We start from the raw sequence: 17,891 nt of genomic DNA, 5'->3' as shown, positions 1-17,891 counted from the left end.
GCTAAATCTCGAATTCGCCCTGCCCTTCGTCCATGGCGTTGACGGTTTCGGCTGCCAGCGCCCTGGTGATCGGGGTCTTGCGTTCGAGCGCGGTCCGGTCGAGCCGCTCAACCACGCGCATCGCTGTCGCCAGCGAGCGCTCGATACGGCGGACCAGATACTGCACGACATGCGGTTCGACCTCGATCTGACGGTCGGCGAAGAGTTTTGTGATGACGCCGGCGAGCAGGAGATCGTCGGGCTCATGAATTTCCACTGTCGCCGCCGCTTTCAGCCGTGAGGCGAGATCAGGCAGCGTGACGCCCCAGGCGGACGGGAAGCGGCGCGCCGTCAGGAGCAGCGTCGACCCGGCACCACGCACCGCATTGATCAGATGGAACAGGCCCTGTTCATCGACCGCGCCGGTATCGACATCGTCGATCAGTGCCGGCCGCGCGCCGAGATTGGCAATGCTGTCGCCGATGCGCCTGGCGTCGACCGCCACCGCATCGGCACGCGCGCGCCAGATCGAGGCCAGATGCGTCTTGCCCGAACCCGCGGGACCGGCCAGCACCACCACCGGCGATGGCCAGTCCGGCCAGCGGTCGACCAGCGCCACCGCCTGGTTGTTGGTGCCGGAGACCACGAGTTCGTCGCGCGAATAGCCGGTGCCATGGCCGAGATCGAGCGGCAACTGGCGTGGCGGGTCGGTTGGCTGGGCAGTCACTTCAGCGACGCGGTTGCGTGCGGTGGCCGCCGCCGCGATCGGCCGGAAGCTGCGGCACAGGTGCCGCGCCGCGGCCCTTGTAGAGCGGCGATTCGAGATAGCGGGCAATGGCGAACCGCACCAGCACGGCGACGGCCGCAGAAGCCGGCACCGCTATCAACAAGCCGACGAAGCCGAACAGCGCACCGAAGGCAAAAAGCGAAAACATCAGCCATACCGGGTGCAGGCCGACGCTTTTGCCGACCAGCCGCGGCTGCAGGATGTTGCCCTCGATGAACTGACCGATGAAGAACACGACCGCGACGGCGACGATCATCGTCCAGTCCGGCCAGAACTGGACGAAGGCGACGCCGACGGCCAGCACCAGCCCGGTCAGCGAGCCGACATAAGGGATGAAGGAAATCAGCCCGGCGAACAGGCCGATGAGGATGCCGAAATTCAGTCCGGTCAGCGTCAGCCCGGTGGCATAAATGGCGCCCAGCACCAGGCACAGCGTGCCCTGGCCGCGCACGAAGCCGGCTGTTGCGGTGTTGATGTCACGCGCGATGGCGCGCACGGTCGCGACGTTGTCGCGCGGCACCCAACCGTCGATGACCGCCACCATGCGGTCCCAGTCGAGCAGCATGTAGAAGGCGACCACCGGCGTCACCACGAACAGGCTTACCACCGAGACCAGCGCCATGCCGGAACTCCACAGCGAGGTGAAGACGGTGGTGATCAGGCCGAAGCCCGAGGTCAGCAGCGAATTCAGCCCGTCGCGCAAGCTATTGGCGTTGACGCCGAACTTCTGTTCCAGCCATTTCGGATCGAACGAGGTGATCAGGCTTTGCAGGCGGGTCAGATATTCCGGCAATTTGCCGGCGAAATCGGCCATCTGCGTGGCCAAAACCGGAATGAGGATGACGAAGGCCAGGACCAGCACGATGAGGAAGGAGATGAGGATGACCACCGTCGCCATGAAACGGGACAGGCCGAGCCGCTGCAGCCGGTCGGCAACGGGATCGAGGAAATAGGCAAGCACCATGCCGGCGACGAAGGGCAGCAGGATCGCGCTGAAAACATAGAGGAAAAGCGCCAGCAGCGCGGCGCCGGCCAGCCAGAAGAAGATCTGGCGGCGAAAGGTCGCGGACGCGGCGGTGTCGGCGGCCGCGGCCTCGATTGCTGCCGCTTCTGTCTCAGATGTCCGGAGTGGAGCCTTCGCCATAGCCGCTCATGTGCCTCAGCCAAGTCACGAGATAGGCTGCGGCCGAAGCCACGGTCAAGACCCCGGACAGCAATATGAGAACTGACCTCAGCGGGTCGAGGTGAACGGCAAGGGCAAGTTCTCCCAGCACAAGCGCGGCCAGCACGATCTGGATCGCGGTGTTGGCCTTCGACACGAACAACGGTTTCATCTCGACCGGATGGGTCATGACGGCGGACAACACCACCGCGCAGACGATCAACGCGTCGCGCGACACCATGATGACGACAAGCCACAGCGGCAATTGCCCGATGAAGCTCATGACAACGAACACCGAAACCAGCAGCAGCTTGTCGGCCACCGGGTCGAGATAGGCGCCGAGGGTGGATTGCTGGTTGAAACGGCGGGCGATGAACCCGTCGACGCCGTCGGAAATACCGGCGACGAGGAACCCGGCAAAAGCCCAGTCCCAGCGCGCCTGCAGCATCGCCAGCACCACCGCCGGCACCAGGACAAGGCGCAGGATGGTGATCAGGTTGGGGATGGTCAAATGCTTGGCACCTCCTCTTGGTCGGAGATAGATGATGAAGATGGCGGGTGGCAACAAGGGAGAAGCTGCCGATCTCCCGCACGGGAGAGCGGCTTTCAGCCCGGCTTTCGCCAATCACGAGCGCCTGTACGCGCGCGCCGTCCACGGTTTTATGGGCCGAGATGGCCGTTATCCTTGCGGACAGAAACCGTTCATGCGAAGAGCCCGCGACAAGGAAAATTGTTGAACGGGCACCAGAAATGAGCAAGCGCGACGTGAACAAGCGCAAGAACGGGCTCACCTATGCCGAGGCCGGTGTCGATATCGACGCGGGCAATCTCATGGTCGAGAAGATCAAGCCGCTGGTGCGCGCGACGCGCCGGCCGGGCGCCGACGGCGAGATCGGTGGGTTTGGCGGCTTGTTCGACCTCAAGGCGGCCGGGTTTATCGATCCGGTGCTGGTGGCGGCCAATGACGGCGTCGGCACCAAGCTCAAGATCGCCATCGATGCCGGCAAGCACGACACGATTGGCATCGACCTCGTCGCCATGTGCGTCAACGACATCGTCGTGCAAGGTGCCGAACCGCTGTTCTTCCTCGACTATTTCGCCACCGGCAAGCTCGATCCCGACCAGGGTGCCGCGATCGTCGGCGGCATTGCCGAGGGCTGCCGCCAGGCCGGCTGCGCGCTGATCGGCGGCGAGACGGCCGAGATGCCCGGCATGTATCACGGCAATGATTACGATCTGGCCGGCTTTGCGGTGGGCGCCGCCGAACGCGGCCAATTGCTGCCCACCGACGATATTGTCGAAGGCGACGTGCTGCTGGGCCTGGCTTCCTCTGGCTTGCACTCGAACGGATATTCGCTGGTGCGCCGCATCGTCGCCGTCAGCGGTCTGTCGTGGAGCGATCCGGCGCCGTTCAACGACGAGGCCACGCTGGCCGAGGCGCTGCTCGAGCCGACCCGCATCTACGTCAAGTCGATTCTCAAGGCGATCCGCAACACGCATGGTATCAAGGCGCTCGCCCACATCACCGGCGGCGGCTTCCCGGAAAACATCCCGCGCGTGCTGCCCAAGGATTTTTCGGCCGAACTCGATCTCGAAGCGATCGACGTTCCTGCCGTGTTTTCGTGGCTCGCCAAGACCGGCGGCGTGGCGCCGGAAGAGATGATGCGCACCTTCAATTGCGGCATCGGCATGATTCTGGCGGTCGCATCCGGCCAGGCGGCACAGGTCGCCGCCGTGCTGCAGGAGGCCGGCGAGACGGTGACGCCGATCGGCCGCATCGTGCCGCGCCGCGACGCCGGGGTCATCTATCGGGGCTCGATCGGCCTATGAGCGCGCAGAAGAAACGCACCGTCGTCCTGATCTCGGGACGCGGCTCCAACATGACCGCGCTGATTGCCGCGGCCAGCGACCCGGCGTTCCCGGCCGAGATCGTCGGTGTCATTTCCGACAAGCCGGATGCCGCCGGGCTCGGCATCGCCAGGGCGCGCGGCATCGCCACGCAGGTCGTCTCGCGTGCCGACCATGGCAGCAAGCAGGCGCATGACGCCGCCATCGACGCCGCGCTCGCAGCCTTCAACGCCGAGATCGTGGCGCTGGCCGGCTATATGCGCATCCTCACCCCCGGCTTCGTCCAGAGATGGCAGGGCCGCATGATCAACATCCACCCTGCCCTGCTGCCGGCGTTCAAGGGGCTCGACACCCATGTGCGCGCACTGGCCGCCGGCATCCGCATCCATGGCTGCACCGTGCACTTCGTCACCTCCGAGATGGACGACGGTCCGATCATCGCGCAGGCGGCCGTACCGGTGATGGTCGGCGACAACGCCGATACTTTGGCAGCCCGCGTGCTGAAGGCCGAGCACCGGCTCTATCCGCTGGCATTGGGACTGGTCGCCGAAGGCAAGGCGCGCATGGAGGCCGGCCGCACCGTACTTGCCCACTTTGCCGACGATGCCGACAACGGCACTTCGGTGGTGATGGCCCCGGATCCGCTGCGCGAGGAAGCCGACCTCGAGCATCTGGCGCGCATCACGCCGTGAGAGGCCTAGATCGGGAATGACAACGGCACTTAGCCTGGAACCGCCAAATCAGACTCGGTGCCAGACCGAAACGGACCGACTGCGCAGAGCTTGGCTGGAAGGACTGGAAAGCGGCCCGTTCGATCCCTTCGACATTGAGGCGATCAAACAAAAGGCCCGCACTCGTCTGACCAGTCTCGCTGGTCCTGACCAACATCGATGAGACAACTACTCCTCCTCCGTCACGCCAAATCGAGCTGGGACGACCCTGATCTCGATGATTTCGACCGGCCTTTGGCCGAACGCGGGGTTAAGGCGGCGTGCTTGATGGGACGCGAGCTTGCGGCGCGCGGCTGGCTGCCGGACCTGGCGCTGGTGTCGCCGGCGCTGCGCACCCGCGACACCTGGCGGCTTGTGGCGGCGGAGCTGCCCGTCCAGCCCCGGATCGCATTCGTCAAGGCGCTGTACGATGCTTCAGCGGCGGACATTCTGAGCCAGATTGGTCAAACCGACGCTTCAAGCGGCAGCTTGCTGGTAATTGGCCACAATCCGGGCCTGGAACATTTGGCCAGACAGCTCGCCGGGCCGGGGTCAGACGCCAAGGCGCTCAAGAGACTTGAGGAGAAATTCCCGACGGCAGCCCTGGCCCGGGTGGTCTTCGAAGGCGATTGGTCCGTCGTGTCCCCCGCCCGGTTGACACATTGCCTGCGGCCGAAGGACCTGGGCTAGCGTCCATGGCAGGTGCGGCAGGCAAAGCCCACCGCACGCCCGCTTGAGCCGTCAGTTTCCCCAGTTGCCCTGGCCGGATTCCGGCTGGGCCGAATCGGGCCTCAGCGTGAGGTCGCGATGCTTGACCAGCCTGTGGGTCGAAGCCGTGTAACTGTGGTCGACATTGACCGCGTGCGAGGTGACGGCCGGCTGATTGACATTGTCCGAACCATAGTTGTCGCTGCCGGCAAAAGCGGTGCCCGTGGCAACGAGGATGGCGGCGGCGGTAAGAGCGATCCTGGTCATTTTATTTACTCCGGTATTCCTGTTCCTGTCCGTCTAGTGGCGTGCCCTTGGGAGGAATTTCGCGTCGCTCGGACAGCCTCGATCTGGGTTTTTCGTGCGCCGACTTCCAATCACGAAGACGTTCCCTCACGTGCGGAATCTGGACCTCGAACGTAGGCCAAGGTGTTGAGCCACTCTGTTTTATCAATTTATCTCAAACGCTTATAAGGGGATCCCTGACGCATGGTGCGGCGGTTCGTCGAGCCAGCGCTCGCCATCGTTCACGATTCGTCAACATAAATTGAACCGTCTGGTTCGATTTACGATCGGCGCTGCGACATTGACGCCGTCGGCCGAAATCCTGCTCATGCAAAAAACAAGAGCGGCGGGCAAAGCCCACCGCTCTTTGTGGTCGCAGACTTCAGAAAATCAACGACCCCAGATGCCCTGGCCCGACTGAGCCGGCACGTTGGCATTGGCATCACCCTGCGTCTTCACGGACTTCGGGATCGAGCCGGTGTGCGTGGTGTCGATGTTGGACACGGACTGGTTCGCAACCGGCTGGTTGGCATTGTAAGAGCCATAATTGTCGCTGCCGGCAAAAGCAGTGCCCGTGGCAACGAGGATGGCGGCGGCGGTAAGAGCGATCTTGGTCATTTTATTTACTCCAGTATTTCTTTGTTCTGTCCGTCTAGTGGCGTGCCCTTGGGAGGAGTTTCGCGTCGCTCGGACCACCCCGAGATGGGCTTGCCCTGCCACGGATTCCAATCACGAAGATGTTCCTTCGCGGCTCGAATTCGGACCTTGAAATTTGGCACAGGGCCTCAGCGGTCATAATTTTATTGTTCGAAATCAAATTGTTAGTGAGATTCCTCTCCCACCATGCGAGGCCGACAACCAAGCCAGCGTTCACCATCTGCTATACAGTCCGTCAACAGAAATCGAACCGAACGGTTCGGTTTGGAGAGACCTGACCCCTCCAGCATTCTTTACGGTGCGGAGGTGGACGAGATATGGGTGCGTACGTCCAACCAGGAGGACAAACCGGCCGCTATAGGCCGGTCATACCCAGCACGTCGCGCATGTCATATTCGCCGGGCGGACGTCCAGCCACCCAGAGTGCGGCGGCGATGGCGCCGCGGGCGAACATGATGCGGTCGCCGGCTGCATGCGACAAGGTCAAGGTCTCGCCCTCGGCGCAGAAGCTGACGCTGTGTTCGCCGACGATGCTGCCGCCACGCAGTACCGCAAAGCCGATCTCGCCGGTCGGCCGCGAGCCCATGACGCCGTCGCGTGCACGCCTGGCGACCGTGTCCAGGTCGATGCCGCGTCCGCCGGCTGCGGCAGACCCCAGCATCAACGCCGTCCCCGATGGCGCATCGACCTTGTGGCGATGATGCGCCTCGACAATTTCCACGTCCCAGTCATCGGGATCGAGTGCCCGCGCCGCCTGCTCGACCAGCCCGATCAACATGTTGAGCCCGAGCGAAAAGCTGCCGGAGCGCACGATGGCAATTGTTTTCGCGGCGTCGGCGATAGCAGCCGATTCATCAGCATCGAAGCCCGTTGAGCCGATGACCAGGGCCGGGCCGCCGCGCTCGGCGCAAATGCTGGCCAGATGAGCCGAGGCAGCCGGCGTGGTGAAGTCGATGACCACGTCGGCCACGGCAAGCGCCTCGTCGCGGCTCACCAGCCCTTCGCCGATACTGCCCGGCCGGTGGAAGCGGGCGGCGAGCGCCAGCCGCGCATCGCCCTGCACGGCGGCCGCCATCTCGCGGCCCATGCGGCCCAGCGCACCCGCGATGGCGACCCTGACCGGTGGTTTCGACATGGCGCTATCCCGCGGCTATTTATTTCCACATGCCGCGCATGCGCGCGCCGATGTCGACGCGCACCTCCGGCCGGGCCGCCCTGCCCTGTGCCACCTGTGCGCTCGGCCATGACACCTGCTGGAACGCCGCCAGGATCGAGGCCGGGATGAAGCGGGTGCGCGAGGCATAGAGATGGCGGTCGCCGCGCGCCGCCTGGCCGTGCGGAAAGAAGCGTTGCGGCATGACCAGGTTGAGATTGTCCTTGGCCCGCGTCATCGCCACGTAGAGCAGCCGGCGCTCCTCCTCGATGTCCTCCTTGGTGCCGACGCCGAGATCGGCCGGGATACAGCCGTCGACCGTGTTGAGCACGAAGACGTTCTTCCATTCCTGGCCCTTGGCCGAATGGATGGTCGACAGGATCAGATAGTCCTCGTCGCGATGCGGCGGCCCGGCCTGGTCACTGGTGGCGTCGGGCGGATCGAGCGTCAATTCTGTCAGGAAGCGTTCGCGCGAAGCATAGCCCGAACCGATCTGCTCAAGTTGCAAGAGATCGGCGCGCCGTGTCGTCGCATCTTCGTGGATGCGCTCCAGATGCGGCTCATACCACAGCCTGACCTGTTCGAGGTCGGCAGGCCATTTGGCGCCGGCGCGCAGGCCGGAATAGAGCGAGACGAAGCCCGGCCAGTCATCCGCCGCGCGTTGCGGCGGACGCCAGCCGGCCAGCCCCATGGCCTCGTCCAGCGCCGTCGTCATGGTCTCGACGATCTGCGCGGCAGCCGAAGGGCCGATGCCCGGCATCAGCTGCAGCACGCGGAAGCCGGCGACGCGGTCGCGCGGGTTCTCGGCGAAGCGCAGCACCGCCAGCACGTCCTTGACATGGGCTGCATCGAGGAATTTCAGCCCGCCGAACTTGACGAAGGGAATGTTGCGCCGCGTCAGCTCGATCTCCAGCGGGCCGCTGTGGTGCGAGGCGCGAAACAGCACCGCCTGCGATTTCAGTGCCGTGCCGGCCTCGCGCTCGGCCAGGATGGTATCGCAGACGAAATTGGCCTGCTCGACCTCGTCGCGCACGCTCACCAGTTTTGGCCTGTCGGTCGACTTGCGCTCCGACCACAGGTTTTTGGTGAAGCGCTCCGAGGCTTCGCCGATCACCGCATTGGCGGCCGCCAGGATGGTTTCGGTGGAGCGGTAATTGCGCTCCAGCATCACGACGTCGGCGGCTTGCGCGAACTGGTTGGGGAAGTCGAGGATGTTGCGAACCTCGGCGGCCCGGAACGAATAGATCGACTGTGCATCGTCGCCGACCACCGTCAGCCCGGCGCCGTCGGGTTTCAGCGCCATCAGGATCGAAGCCTGCAAGCGGTTGGTGTCCTGGTATTCATCGACCAGCACATGGTCGAAACGCCCGCCCAGATGCGCCGCTATCTCGGGCTCCGCCGCCATCTGCGCCCAGTAGAGCAGCAAATCGTCGTAATCGAGCACATTTTGCGCCTGCTTGGCCTCGACATAACCAGCGAACAATTGCTTCAGCTGCTCCGCCCAACCGGCGCACCAGGGAAAGGCGGAACCCAACACCTCGTTGAGCGGTGCCTGCGCGTTGACGGCGCGCGAATAGATGGCAAGGCAGGTCCCCTTGGTGGGGAAACGCGCTTCCGTCTTCGAGAAGCCGAGCTCGTGGCGAACCAGATTCATCAGGTCGGCGGAATCCTCGCGATCATGGATGGTGAAGGCAGGGTCGAGACCGATCTCCAGCGCATAGTCGCGCAGCAGCCGCGCGCCGATGCCGTGAAAGGTGCCGGCCCAGGTCAGCGCATCGGTGATGACAGCTGCATCGCGGCCGAGCACCTCGCCGGCGATACGCTCGACGCGCCTGGCCATTTCGGACGCGGCGCGGCGCGAAAACGTCATCAGCAGGATGCGGCGCGGATCGGCCCCCTTGACGACCAAATGGGCGACGCGATGCGCCAGCGTGTTGGTCTTGCCCGAACCCGCGCCGGCAATGACCAGCAGCGGACCGGCGATCTTGCCGTCGCCATGCTCGACGGCCTGGCGTTGGGCGTCGTTCAGCCGCGCGAGATAGGCAGGCTGGATGGTCGGTTCCCGAAAGGTCGAATCAGCAGTGGCGAGGTTCATCGCCCATCAAGCATCGTTTCTGCTTTGTTCGCAACGTCGATGCGAGGCTGGCCTCGTGCTCGACAGGCCGAAGCGTGACGTCCGGTGTCTTAGCGTTGCGGATCGACACCCATGTCGGCCGACTGCCGCCGCAAGGTCTCGCGATCATATTGCGACGGCGGCAACAGCAGCGGGTCGACCGTATCGGGCACGTTTTCGACCATCTTCCTGGCGATACGATAAGTGACATAGGCGAAGGCGCCGGCGACGAGCAGACGGAACATGGTGCAACACTCCTTGGAGCAGAACCAACCGGGTAAACCGCATTTGGTTCCCTTGCCAATCGTCCACGCGCGCAGTCGGAGATGAGGGTGGGCTACGGGTTTCGCCAGCGCTTTCCCGATGCATTCTCGGGGCACCGGAGGCGGAACTTGGCGTTTGCGGGGTTCGTGTCCTGCCGCATGCCGCCGTGGCGTTCCGGACAGGCTTTGGGGGAAGAAGGCCGGCGCCGCTTGGGAGGAGGAACGAAGCGCCGGCCAAGCGGATAATGAGGTCCGCCGCACAGGTAAGGCTAGCTGAGTCTTGCCCCTGCGTCATCGGGGGATTGTCTTTGTTAAAAACGTACCGACGCGCACGGCCCTATCGGTCGCCAGCCGTCACAAGCTTGTCTTGACCATCATCCCGGCAATCTCAATAAACCCGGGAGTTGGCGATCAAAACGCGATCATCTTCCCGCCTCGCCACCCAGCCTTTGCCTGACCACGGCTACATGGAAATTCGTGCCGAACAACAGCCCGTCATCGTTGAAGTCGTAGCTGGAATTGTGCAGCGGCGCCGAAGCCTCGCCATTGCCGAGGAAGACGAAGCAGCCCGGCACGTGGTCGAGGAAGCGGGCGAAATCCTCCGAAGCGGTCATCGGCTCGCGGGCGACGGCGATCTTGCCGGGTTCGAAGACGTGCCTTGCGGCGGCAAATGCCGCATCGACCAGTTCGGAATCGTTGCGCAGCGGCACGAACTCCCTGCTGTAATTGACCTCGGCCGCGACATTGTAGGCGGCGGCAGTGCCCTGCGTAATGATGCGCATTTGCCGCTCGATCTCGGCGCTGACCTCGGGCCGGAAGCTGCGCGCATCGCCGAGGATGCGGGCAAGGCCGGGCAGAGCGTTGCGGGTGCCGTCGGTGATCAGCTCGGTCACCGAAACCACCGATATGTCGGCCGGGCTCAGCCGGCGCGAGACGATGGTCTGCAGATTGGTGACCAGCGCGCAGGCGGCGACCAGCGTCTCGTTGCCCGCATGCGGCCGCGCGGCATGACCGCCGAGCCCTGTGAGCACGATCTCGAAGATATCCTCGGCCGACATGATAGGGCCGGCACGGGTCTCGAAATGCCCGATCGGCAGACCGGGCATATTGTGCAGGCCAAAAATCTCGTCGAAGGGAAAGCGTTGCATCAGCCCATCATCGAGCATGGCGAGCGCGCCCCTGCCCCATTCCTCGGCCGGCTGGAACACGAAGCGCACGATACCATCGAAACCGCCTTGCTCCGCCAGCAGCTTTGCCGCGCCGAGCAGCATGGTGGTGTGGCCATCATGGCCGCATGCATGCATGATGCCGGGATTGCCGGAACGGTAGGGTGCGTCCGACTGCTCTGATATGCGCAGTGCATCCATGTCGGCCCTGAGCGCAATCGCCCGGTTGCCGCTGCCGCGCTTCAGCGTGCCGACGACGCCGGTGCCGCCGACACCTTCGGTGACATCGTCGAGGCCGAACTCACGCAGTTTGGCGGCGACGAAGGCGGCGGTGCGCTTCTCCTCGAAGCCGAATTCGGGGTGCGCGTGCAAATCGCGCCGCCAAAAAATCATCTCGCGCCTCAGCGCGTCACGATCGAGTTCAGACATTTTCCGCCCCTCCTGACCTACTTTGCCAGTCGCGCGGCCACATCAAGCAGGATGTTGGCGCCGGCAACAAGCTCGGCATCTTCGGTGTGCTCGCGCGGATTGTGGCTGATGCCGCCGGCGCTCGGCACGAAGATCATCGCTGCCGGGGCAATACGCGCCAGCATCTGTGCATCGTGGCCGGCACCGGATGTCATGCGCCGGACGCCGAGACCACGGTTTTTCGCGGCGGCCTCGATTAGTTCGACGATGCGAAGGTCGAAGATCACCGGTTCGAAGCGCGCCAGTTGCTCGACCGAGATCGTCACGTCCTCATCGGTGGCAAGTTGCTCGAGATAGGCGGCAAGCGCCCCCTCCTCCGCCTGCAGGCGTTGTTCGTCGGGATCGCGCAGATCGATGGTGAAGACGGCGCGTGAGGGAATGACGTTGATGGCATTCGGCTCGAAGCGGATCGTACCCACGGTCGCCACCGTCGGCGCGTTCGAGGCTTTGATCCGGTCGAGCAGGAAGGTGATGGTCCGGGCGGCGGCATGGCCGGCATCGTTGCGCATCGACATCGGCGTGGTGCCGGCATGATTGGCGACGCCGTCGATGGTGATACGCTGCCAGGAGATGCCTTGCAGATTCTCCACCGCGCCGATCGGCACGCTTTCACGCTCCAGCACCGGCCCCTGTTCGATATGCAGTTCGAGATAAGCATGCGGTTTGAGGAACCCGGGTTCCCGGTCGCCGGCATAGCCGATGCGGGCGAGCTCCTGGCCCAGCACGCTGCCGTCGGTGCCGACAGCGGCCAGCACCGTTTCGGCATCGATGCCGCCGGCATGGACCAGCGAGCCCATCATGTCGGGGGTGTAGCGCACGCCCTCTTCATTGGTGAAAGCGGCGACCGCGACCGGACGCGACGGCGAAAAGCCTGATGCCTTGAGCGTCTCGATCACCTCCAGCCCGGCAAGCACGCCATAACAGCCGTCATAGATGCCCGCATCGATGACAGTGTCTATGTGCGAGCCGATGAGCAGCGGTGCCTGCTCCCTGTTGTCCGGGCTTTGCCAGATGCCGAAAATATTGCCGACCCGGTCGATGGCGACATCGAGCCCGGCCTGCCGCAGCCAGCCGACGAAGAGATCGCGGCCCTGCTTGTCGGTGTCGGAGGCGGCCAGCCGGATCAGCCTGCCCTCGCCGTCGCGACCGACGGCACCGAGTTCGCCGATACGCCCAAGCAGGCGCTGTGCATCGATCGCGATCATGCCGTTGCCTCGGCTTTCATCTTGCCTTCCAGCACATCGGCCGGGCTCATGCCAACCAGCTCGGCATAGCGATGCGGGTCGGTGGCACCTTCGGTGTTGATCACCAGCACCCGCGATTTGCCGTCCAGTCCAAGCTCGGTCGGTTTGTCCGCCATCGCCCGGATCAGCCCGGCAAGACCAACACCGCCGCTTTCGCCGGCGACGATCACCGGATCCCCGGCGGCCGGCCGGGCCAGCCGCCGCATCACCGCGACGGCGTCGGCCTCATCCACCGTTATGAAGGCATCGGCGGCGCGCGCCAGCACCCGCCAGGCTACCGGGGAGGTCTCGTAGCATTCAAGCATGGCCATCACCGTCGGCTGGCCATGCGCGACCTTGACCGGGTGCCCGGCCTGGGCGGCTGCAAAGACACAGGCGGCACGCGCCGGCTCGACCACGATGAAGGTCGGCCTAGCATCACCGAGCACGATGGCAAGATGTCCGGCCAGCGCGGCGGCAATGCCACCGACACCAGCCTGCACGAAGACGTGGGTTGGCGTCCGAGAGAGCTGGCGCAAGGCTTCGCGCACGATCGCCGTATAGCCCTGCATGACCAGGCCAGGAATCCGTTCATAACCGGGCCACGAGGTGTCGGACACGACGGTCCAGCCCTTGTCGGCCGAAACCTGAGCGGCTTGCCTGACCGAATCGTCATAGTTGCCGTCAACGCGGATCATCTCGGCGCCATAACGGGCGATCGCGGCGATGCGCTCCTCGCTGACGCCGGCGTGGACGAAGATCGCCGCCCGCGCACCGACGAGTTGCGCGCCTTGCGCGACGGAGCGGCCATGGTTGCCGTCGGTCGCACAGGCAAATGTCATCGCCGCGGCGACGGCCCGCACATCAGAGCGATCGAGATCGGCCACGTCGACGGGCCGGCCAAGCCGGCTGCCTGCCTCCTCCAGCACCAGCCGGAAGACGGCATAGGCGCCGCCAAGCGCCTTGAAGCTGCCAAGGCCGAGGCGAAAGCCCTCATCCTTGATGTGGACGGCGCTAATTCCGAGTTCGCTGGCAAACGCCGGAAGCGCATGCAGCGGCGTTTTCAGGTGATTGTCGCGATGGGAAAGAAAACGCTCGACCGTGTCAGCGCCGGCCACGCCGAGGATTTCGGCATCGGCGGTATCGAGTGGCAGGCGATGCAAAGCATTGCGGTTGAGCAGGAACACTGCGGGCCTCCTTGGCGTTCGGCGAGAATATATTGCAGGATGACCGCAAAGAGCGCTGTAATATGGCCTCGCAAATGCAAGTTTGTTTCGCTAGGAATATTCATTGCCTGCAATCCCGCCCTCGCTCGACAGTTTCGATCTCGCCATCCTTGCCATCCTGCAGCGCGACAACACGACGCCGCAGCGGCTGATCGGCGAAGCTGTGAACCTGTCGGCGCCGGCGGTGCAGCGCCGCATCAAGCGCATGGAGCAGACCGGCGTCATCGCCGGCAATGTCGCGATCATCGAGCCGGCGGCGGTCGGCCAGCCGATCACCATCTTCGTCGAGGTGGAACTCGAGAGCGAACGCGCCGAACTGATCGACGCGGCCAAGCGGCAATTCTCGGCGACCCCTGAAATCCAGCAATGCTACTATGTCACCGGCGAGGCCGATTTCATCCTGGTCATCACCGTGGCCGACATGGGCGCCTATGAAGCGCTGACGCGAAAACTGTTCTTCGACAGCAACAATGTCCGCAAGTTCCGAACGTTCGTTGCCATGGACCGGGTCAAGGTCGGGTTGACGGTGCCCTTGACCGGCTGAGCGTTGCAGGCATGGCAGGCTCCGGCTGCCATGCTTTTGCCATTCTCCGGAAGCGAATTTGTCGGCGGAGGCGCGCTTGGACGACACTACACCAGTTGCGATTATCGGTGCCGGGCCGGCGGGCCTGTCCATTGCCGCGTGCCTGCGGCAGGCCGGGCAGGATTTCGTCCTGCTCGAAAAAGAGCAGCAGGCCGCACCCGCGTGGCGACGCCACTATGAGCGTGTCCATTTGCACACGACCAAACGCTATTCGTCGCTGCCCCTCGTGCCCTTTCCCAGGGAGTATCCGCGCTATGTGCCGCGCGATCTGTTCGCTTCATATCTCGATGCCTATGCGCAACGTTTCGATCTGCGGCCCCGATTTGGAGAAACGGTGCGGGCGATCAGCCGGCAAGGCAGAAGCTGGCTCGTGGACACGACAACCGGCCCCCTGCACGCTTCAAACGTGGTGATCGCGTCGGGCAACAACGCAGAGCCGCTGATGCCCGGATTTGCCGCCGATGCCTTCAAGGGCAAAAGACTGCATAGCGCCGACTATCGCAACGCCATGCCTTTTGCCGGCCAGTCGGTTCTGATCGTCGGCATGGGCAACACCGGCGCCGAGATTGCGCTCGATCTGGTGGAAGGCGGTGCGCGACCGACGATTTCGGTGCGCGGCGGCGTCCATATCGTGCCGCGCGAGCTGCTCGGCGTGCCCATCCAGATGATCGGCATGGCGGCTCGCCTGATGCCGCAACGCATCAACGATGCCTTGTTCCCTATCATTCTCGATCTGGCGCTGGGCAGGCTGGGGAAATATGGGCTCACGCGGCCGCGGCAAGGAATGCTGCAGCAGATCGCCCTGGCATCGCGCATTCCGACGATCGACATCGGCACGGTCGGCAAGATCCGCGAAGGCGCGATCAAGGTCGCACCCGATATTGCCGAGATCACCGAACAAGGCGCCCGTTTCATAGATGGCAAGCATGGCGAGTTCGATGCGATCATCTTCGCCACTGGTTTCCGGCCGGGCTATGCCAGATTGCTGGAGCCCGGCGTCCAGCCAGGCGGTAGCGGCGTCAATGCGAGGGCTTCGGACCTTGGCCTTTATCTGATTGGGTTTCACAATCCGGTCACCGGATTGCTGCGCGAAATCTCGATCGAGGCTCATGCGATCGCCGACGACATCCGTCTTCGGCGAGACCAAAAGAAGGCGGCTGAAATCCTGCCGGTATGATTTGGCGCCAGACGAGCTGAGTTCGCCGACCTCAACTTGCCGCGCGCAGCCAGACCTTGTTGTCGTGGAAGGCAGCCCCGCCATAGGGTGCAGGCGCGTCGGCGCCGGTCAGCACGTTGATGCCCTCGCCGCGCTCATGGGCGCTGTTTGGCCAGATGCCTTCGGCGATCACCACGCCGCGCTTGATGCCGTCGAACAGCTTCGCATGCAGCACGACTTCGCCGCGCGTGTTGCCGACTTCGACGCGATCGCCGTCGGCCAACCCAAGGGCTGCGGCATCGTCGGGATGCAGAAGCAGTTCCGGGCGGCCCTCCCTGGCCTTCGACACCGGCGTTTCCGAAAAGGTCGAGTTGAGAAAATTGCGCGCTGGCGATGTCGTCAGCCGGAACGGGTGGGTTTCGTCGGCGACCTCGATCAGGTCGACATGGTCGGGGAATTCCGGCAGCCGCGCCACCGGGCCGAACAGGCCCATGCTTTTGGGCGGCCGGTTGGGCGCGGCCTGTCCGGTCCAGTCGGCACGGAAGCGGAATTTTCCATCCGCATGGCCAAATCCCCTGATGAAATGCGCGGTGTCGAAATCCGGCTGCAGGTCGACCCACTTTTCTTCCTTCAAGCTGTCGAAGCTGCCCAGCCCGCGCTTGCCCAGGATGATGTCGATATGCTGCTGCTCGGTCAGGCCGAAGCCCGGGCGATCGGCGACGCCGAGGCGATCAGCCAATTGCTCGATGACGAAATGATTGGTGCGCGGCCCTTCCGGCGGCTCGATCAGCTTGGGGCCAAGCGTGATGTGCTGGTTGCCGCCACCCTTGTAGACATCGTCGTGCTCGAGGAACATCGTCGCCGGCAGAACGACATCGGCAAGCTTGGCCGAGTCGGTCATGAACTGCTCGTGCACGCAAGAGAACAGGTCGTCGCGCATAAAACCCTGTTTCACCAGTCGCTGCTCCGGCGCGACATTTACCGGGTTGGTGTTCTGGATCAGCATCGCCGTCACGGGCGGGCCGCCATAAAGCGCGTCGCTGGCTCCGGTCAGCACCGGGCCGATGCGCGAATGGTCGAGATAGCGGATCGAGGGATCGCGCATCCTGGTGCCTTCGAGCACTTCCTGGTTGAGCTTGAAGATGCCGGAGTTGGAATGGAAGGCGCCGCCGCCCTCATATTGCCAGCTGCCGGTGACAGCCGCGATGCAGGACGCCGCATGCATGTTGACGGCGCCATTGCGCTGGCGCGCAAAACCATAGCCGAGGCGGAAATAGGTCTTTTTCGTCGTGCCGACGAGGCGGGCGAAGGCCTCGATCTCGGCGACCGTCAAGCCGGTGATCCCTGCAGCCCACTCCGGCGTGCGCGTCACGAGATGGGCTTCAAGCCCTTTCGGGTCGTCAGTATATTTTTCGAGATAGGCGCGGTCGGCCATGCCTTCCCTGAACAGGACATGCATGATCGCGCAAGCCAGCGCGCCATCGGTGCCCGGCTTCAGCACCAGGCCGAGATCGGCCTGCTTCATCGTCGCATTCTCGTAGACGTCGATGACGACGATCTTGGCGCCGCGCTCCTTGCGCGCCTTGATGGCGTGGGTCATGACGTTGACTTGGGTCACCACCGCATTGGTGCCCCAGATCACCACGCAGTCGGATTTCGCCATCTCGCGCGGGTCCGGCCCGCGCAAGGCGCCGGCGCCCATCATCCAGCCGGTCCAGGCGAGATTGGTGCAGATCGAACCAAAGAAGCCCGAATATTTCTTGGCGTGGCGCAGCCGGTCGATGCCGTCACGCTGCACCAGTCCCATCGTGCCGGCATAATAATAGGGCCAGACCGTCTCCGAGCCGTATTTCTCCTCGGCCGCGATGAATTTTTCGGCGACGAGGTCGAGCGCCGCCTCCCAGCTTGCTTCCTTCCAGGCGCCGTCGCCCTTGGCGCCGGCGCGGATCAGCGGCTTCAGCAAACGGTCGGGGTGGTGGACGCGGTCGGCATAACGCGCGACCTTGGCGCAGACGACGCCGGCCGTGTAGCTGTTGGACTTGGCGCCATGGACGCGGCCGATGCGGTTGCCGTCGAGCAGCTCGACCTCGAGCGCGCAGGTCGAGGGGCAATCATGCGGACAGGCCGAATGGCCGATGCGGAGGTGCGCGTGCTGGTTCATGGGGGCGTGTTTAGCGGTTTTTGGGTGCGAGGTGTAGGGCCAGATGATTGGCCAATCTCCCCACCTGTGGGGGAGATGTCCGGCAGGACAGAGGGGGGCGCGAAGGATCGCGACCCATTCATTCGTCACTGACGTTGGCGGCCGGTAGCTGCAAAAAGGGGTTGTGTGCGTCAAGTTCTGCAAAATGGGCGATCATGAAGCTGGTCATGCGGCTTGGCGTAGAGCGAGCTTCTTGTGCTCGCG

At 64.1% G+C, this 17,891-nt stretch carries 17 protein-coding genes; 5 read left to right on the top strand and 12 right to left on the bottom strand.

Annotation, left to right across the window (positions count from 1 at the left end; translation table 11 throughout):
- Position 1: 1 nt before the first annotated feature.
- From hdaA to NKH52_RS30560, 3 genes are read right to left on the bottom strand one after another with little or no spacing between them, the layout of a single operon-like run.
- Entirely contained in the window at positions 2–706 is a 705-nt protein-coding gene (gene hdaA / locus NKH52_RS30570) for a DnaA regulatory inactivator HdaA (protein WP_023812592.1), read from the bottom strand.
- A 1-nt stretch (position 707) separates the two neighbouring features.
- On the bottom strand, positions 708–1,910 hold the full coding sequence (locus NKH52_RS30565; protein WP_352736074.1) for an AI-2E family transporter: 1,203 nt from the start codon (positions 1,908–1,910) through the stop codon (positions 708–710).
- Positions 1,882–2,439 carry a CDP-alcohol phosphatidyltransferase family protein gene (locus NKH52_RS30560; protein ID WP_127289150.1) on the bottom strand — a complete coding sequence of 186 codons (558 nt, stop codon included), beginning with the start codon at positions 2,437–2,439 and terminating at the stop codon, positions 1,882–1,884. Before NKH52_RS30560 ends, NKH52_RS30565 begins: the two co-directional genes overlap by 29 nt.
- A gap of 239 nt (positions 2,440–2,678) precedes the next feature.
- Between NKH52_RS30560 and purM the strand changes: the two genes are divergently transcribed.
- The 3 genes from purM to NKH52_RS30545 all read left to right on the top strand — a co-directional run bounded on the left by purM (position 2,679) and on the right by NKH52_RS30545 (position 5,176).
- The gene (gene purM / locus NKH52_RS30555) at positions 2,679–3,758 is read left to right on the top strand and encodes a phosphoribosylformylglycinamidine cyclo-ligase (protein ID WP_352736076.1); all 1,080 of its coding nucleotides are present in this window, start codon (positions 2,679–2,681) and stop codon (positions 3,756–3,758) included.
- Positions 3,755–4,468, top strand: coding sequence for a phosphoribosylglycinamide formyltransferase (gene purN, locus NKH52_RS30550; RefSeq protein ID WP_352736078.1), 714 nt, complete (start codon positions 3,755–3,757; stop codon positions 4,466–4,468). Before purM ends, purN begins: the two co-directional genes overlap by 4 nt.
- A 198-nt stretch (positions 4,469–4,666) precedes the next feature.
- Positions 4,667–5,176, top strand: a complete 510-nt coding sequence (locus NKH52_RS30545) for a SixA phosphatase family protein (RefSeq protein WP_352736079.1) — start codon at positions 4,667–4,669, stop codon at positions 5,174–5,176.
- A gap of 51 nt (positions 5,177–5,227) precedes the next feature.
- On the opposite strand, the gene NKH52_RS30540 is transcribed toward NKH52_RS30545, so the two are convergent.
- The 8 genes from NKH52_RS30540 to NKH52_RS30505 form a co-directional block, all read right to left on the bottom strand.
- Positions 5,228–5,461, bottom strand: coding sequence for a DUF680 domain-containing protein (locus NKH52_RS30540; RefSeq protein WP_352736081.1), 234 nt, complete (start codon positions 5,459–5,461; stop codon positions 5,228–5,230).
- Between the two features lie 408 nt (positions 5,462–5,869).
- A complete protein-coding gene (locus NKH52_RS30535) occupies positions 5,870–6,097 on the bottom strand; it encodes a DUF680 domain-containing protein (RefSeq protein WP_023812599.1) in 228 nt (75 codons plus the stop codon).
- 394 nt (positions 6,098–6,491) lie between these two features.
- Positions 6,492–7,271 carry a 4-hydroxy-tetrahydrodipicolinate reductase gene (gene dapB, locus NKH52_RS30530; RefSeq protein WP_352736082.1) on the bottom strand — a complete coding sequence of 260 codons (780 nt, stop codon included), beginning with the start codon at positions 7,269–7,271 and terminating at the stop codon, positions 6,492–6,494.
- Positions 7,272–7,290: 19 nt separating this feature from the next.
- Positions 7,291–9,384 (bottom strand): ATP-dependent helicase, encoded by a 2,094-nt coding sequence (locus tag NKH52_RS30525; protein WP_352736084.1) that lies wholly within the window; start codon positions 9,382–9,384, stop codon positions 7,291–7,293.
- Positions 9,385–9,473: 89 nt separating this feature from the next.
- Positions 9,474–9,647 (bottom strand): hypothetical protein, encoded by a 174-nt coding sequence (locus NKH52_RS30520; protein WP_127269821.1) that lies wholly within the window; start codon positions 9,645–9,647, stop codon positions 9,474–9,476.
- Between the two features lie 440 nt (positions 9,648–10,087).
- The gene (locus NKH52_RS30515; RefSeq protein ID WP_352736086.1) at positions 10,088–11,260 is read right to left on the bottom strand and encodes a M20 aminoacylase family protein; all 1,173 of its coding nucleotides are present in this window, start codon (positions 11,258–11,260) and stop codon (positions 10,088–10,090) included.
- Between the two features lie 17 nt (positions 11,261–11,277).
- Positions 11,278–12,504 carry a Zn-dependent hydrolase gene (locus NKH52_RS30510; protein WP_352736087.1) on the bottom strand — a complete coding sequence of 409 codons (1,227 nt, stop codon included), beginning with the start codon at positions 12,502–12,504 and terminating at the stop codon, positions 11,278–11,280.
- Entirely contained in the window at positions 12,501–13,709 is a 1,209-nt protein-coding gene (locus tag NKH52_RS30505; RefSeq protein ID WP_352736089.1) for a diaminopropionate ammonia-lyase, read from the bottom strand. Before NKH52_RS30505 ends, NKH52_RS30510 begins: the two co-directional genes overlap by 4 nt.
- Positions 13,710–13,812: 103 nt before the next feature.
- On the opposite strand from NKH52_RS30505, the gene NKH52_RS30500 reads away from it, so the two are divergent.
- Together NKH52_RS30500 and NKH52_RS30495 are read left to right on the top strand one after the other, a co-directional pair.
- Positions 13,813–14,292 carry an Lrp/AsnC family transcriptional regulator gene (locus tag NKH52_RS30500; protein WP_352736091.1) on the top strand — a complete coding sequence of 160 codons (480 nt, stop codon included), beginning with the start codon at positions 13,813–13,815 and terminating at the stop codon, positions 14,290–14,292.
- Between the two features lie 76 nt (positions 14,293–14,368).
- Positions 14,369–15,508: a flavin-containing monooxygenase gene (locus NKH52_RS30495; RefSeq protein WP_352736092.1), complete on the top strand. Its 1,140-nt coding sequence runs from the start codon at positions 14,369–14,371 to the stop codon at positions 15,506–15,508.
- A 31-nt stretch (positions 15,509–15,539) separates the two neighbouring features.
- On the opposite strand, the gene NKH52_RS30490 is transcribed toward NKH52_RS30495, so the two are convergent.
- Positions 15,540–17,648 carry a molybdopterin-containing oxidoreductase family protein gene (locus NKH52_RS30490; protein ID WP_352736094.1) on the bottom strand — a complete coding sequence of 703 codons (2,109 nt, stop codon included), beginning with the start codon at positions 17,646–17,648 and terminating at the stop codon, positions 15,540–15,542.
- Positions 17,649–17,891: the final 243 nt, after the last annotated feature.

It is taken from the genome of Mesorhizobium sp. M1066 (assembly GCF_040318635.1).
GTDB lineage: Bacteria > Pseudomonadota > Alphaproteobacteria > Rhizobiales > Rhizobiaceae > Mesorhizobium.
Note: the sequence above shows the minus strand (reverse complement) of the source record. Positions and strands in the feature narration are given on the sequence as shown.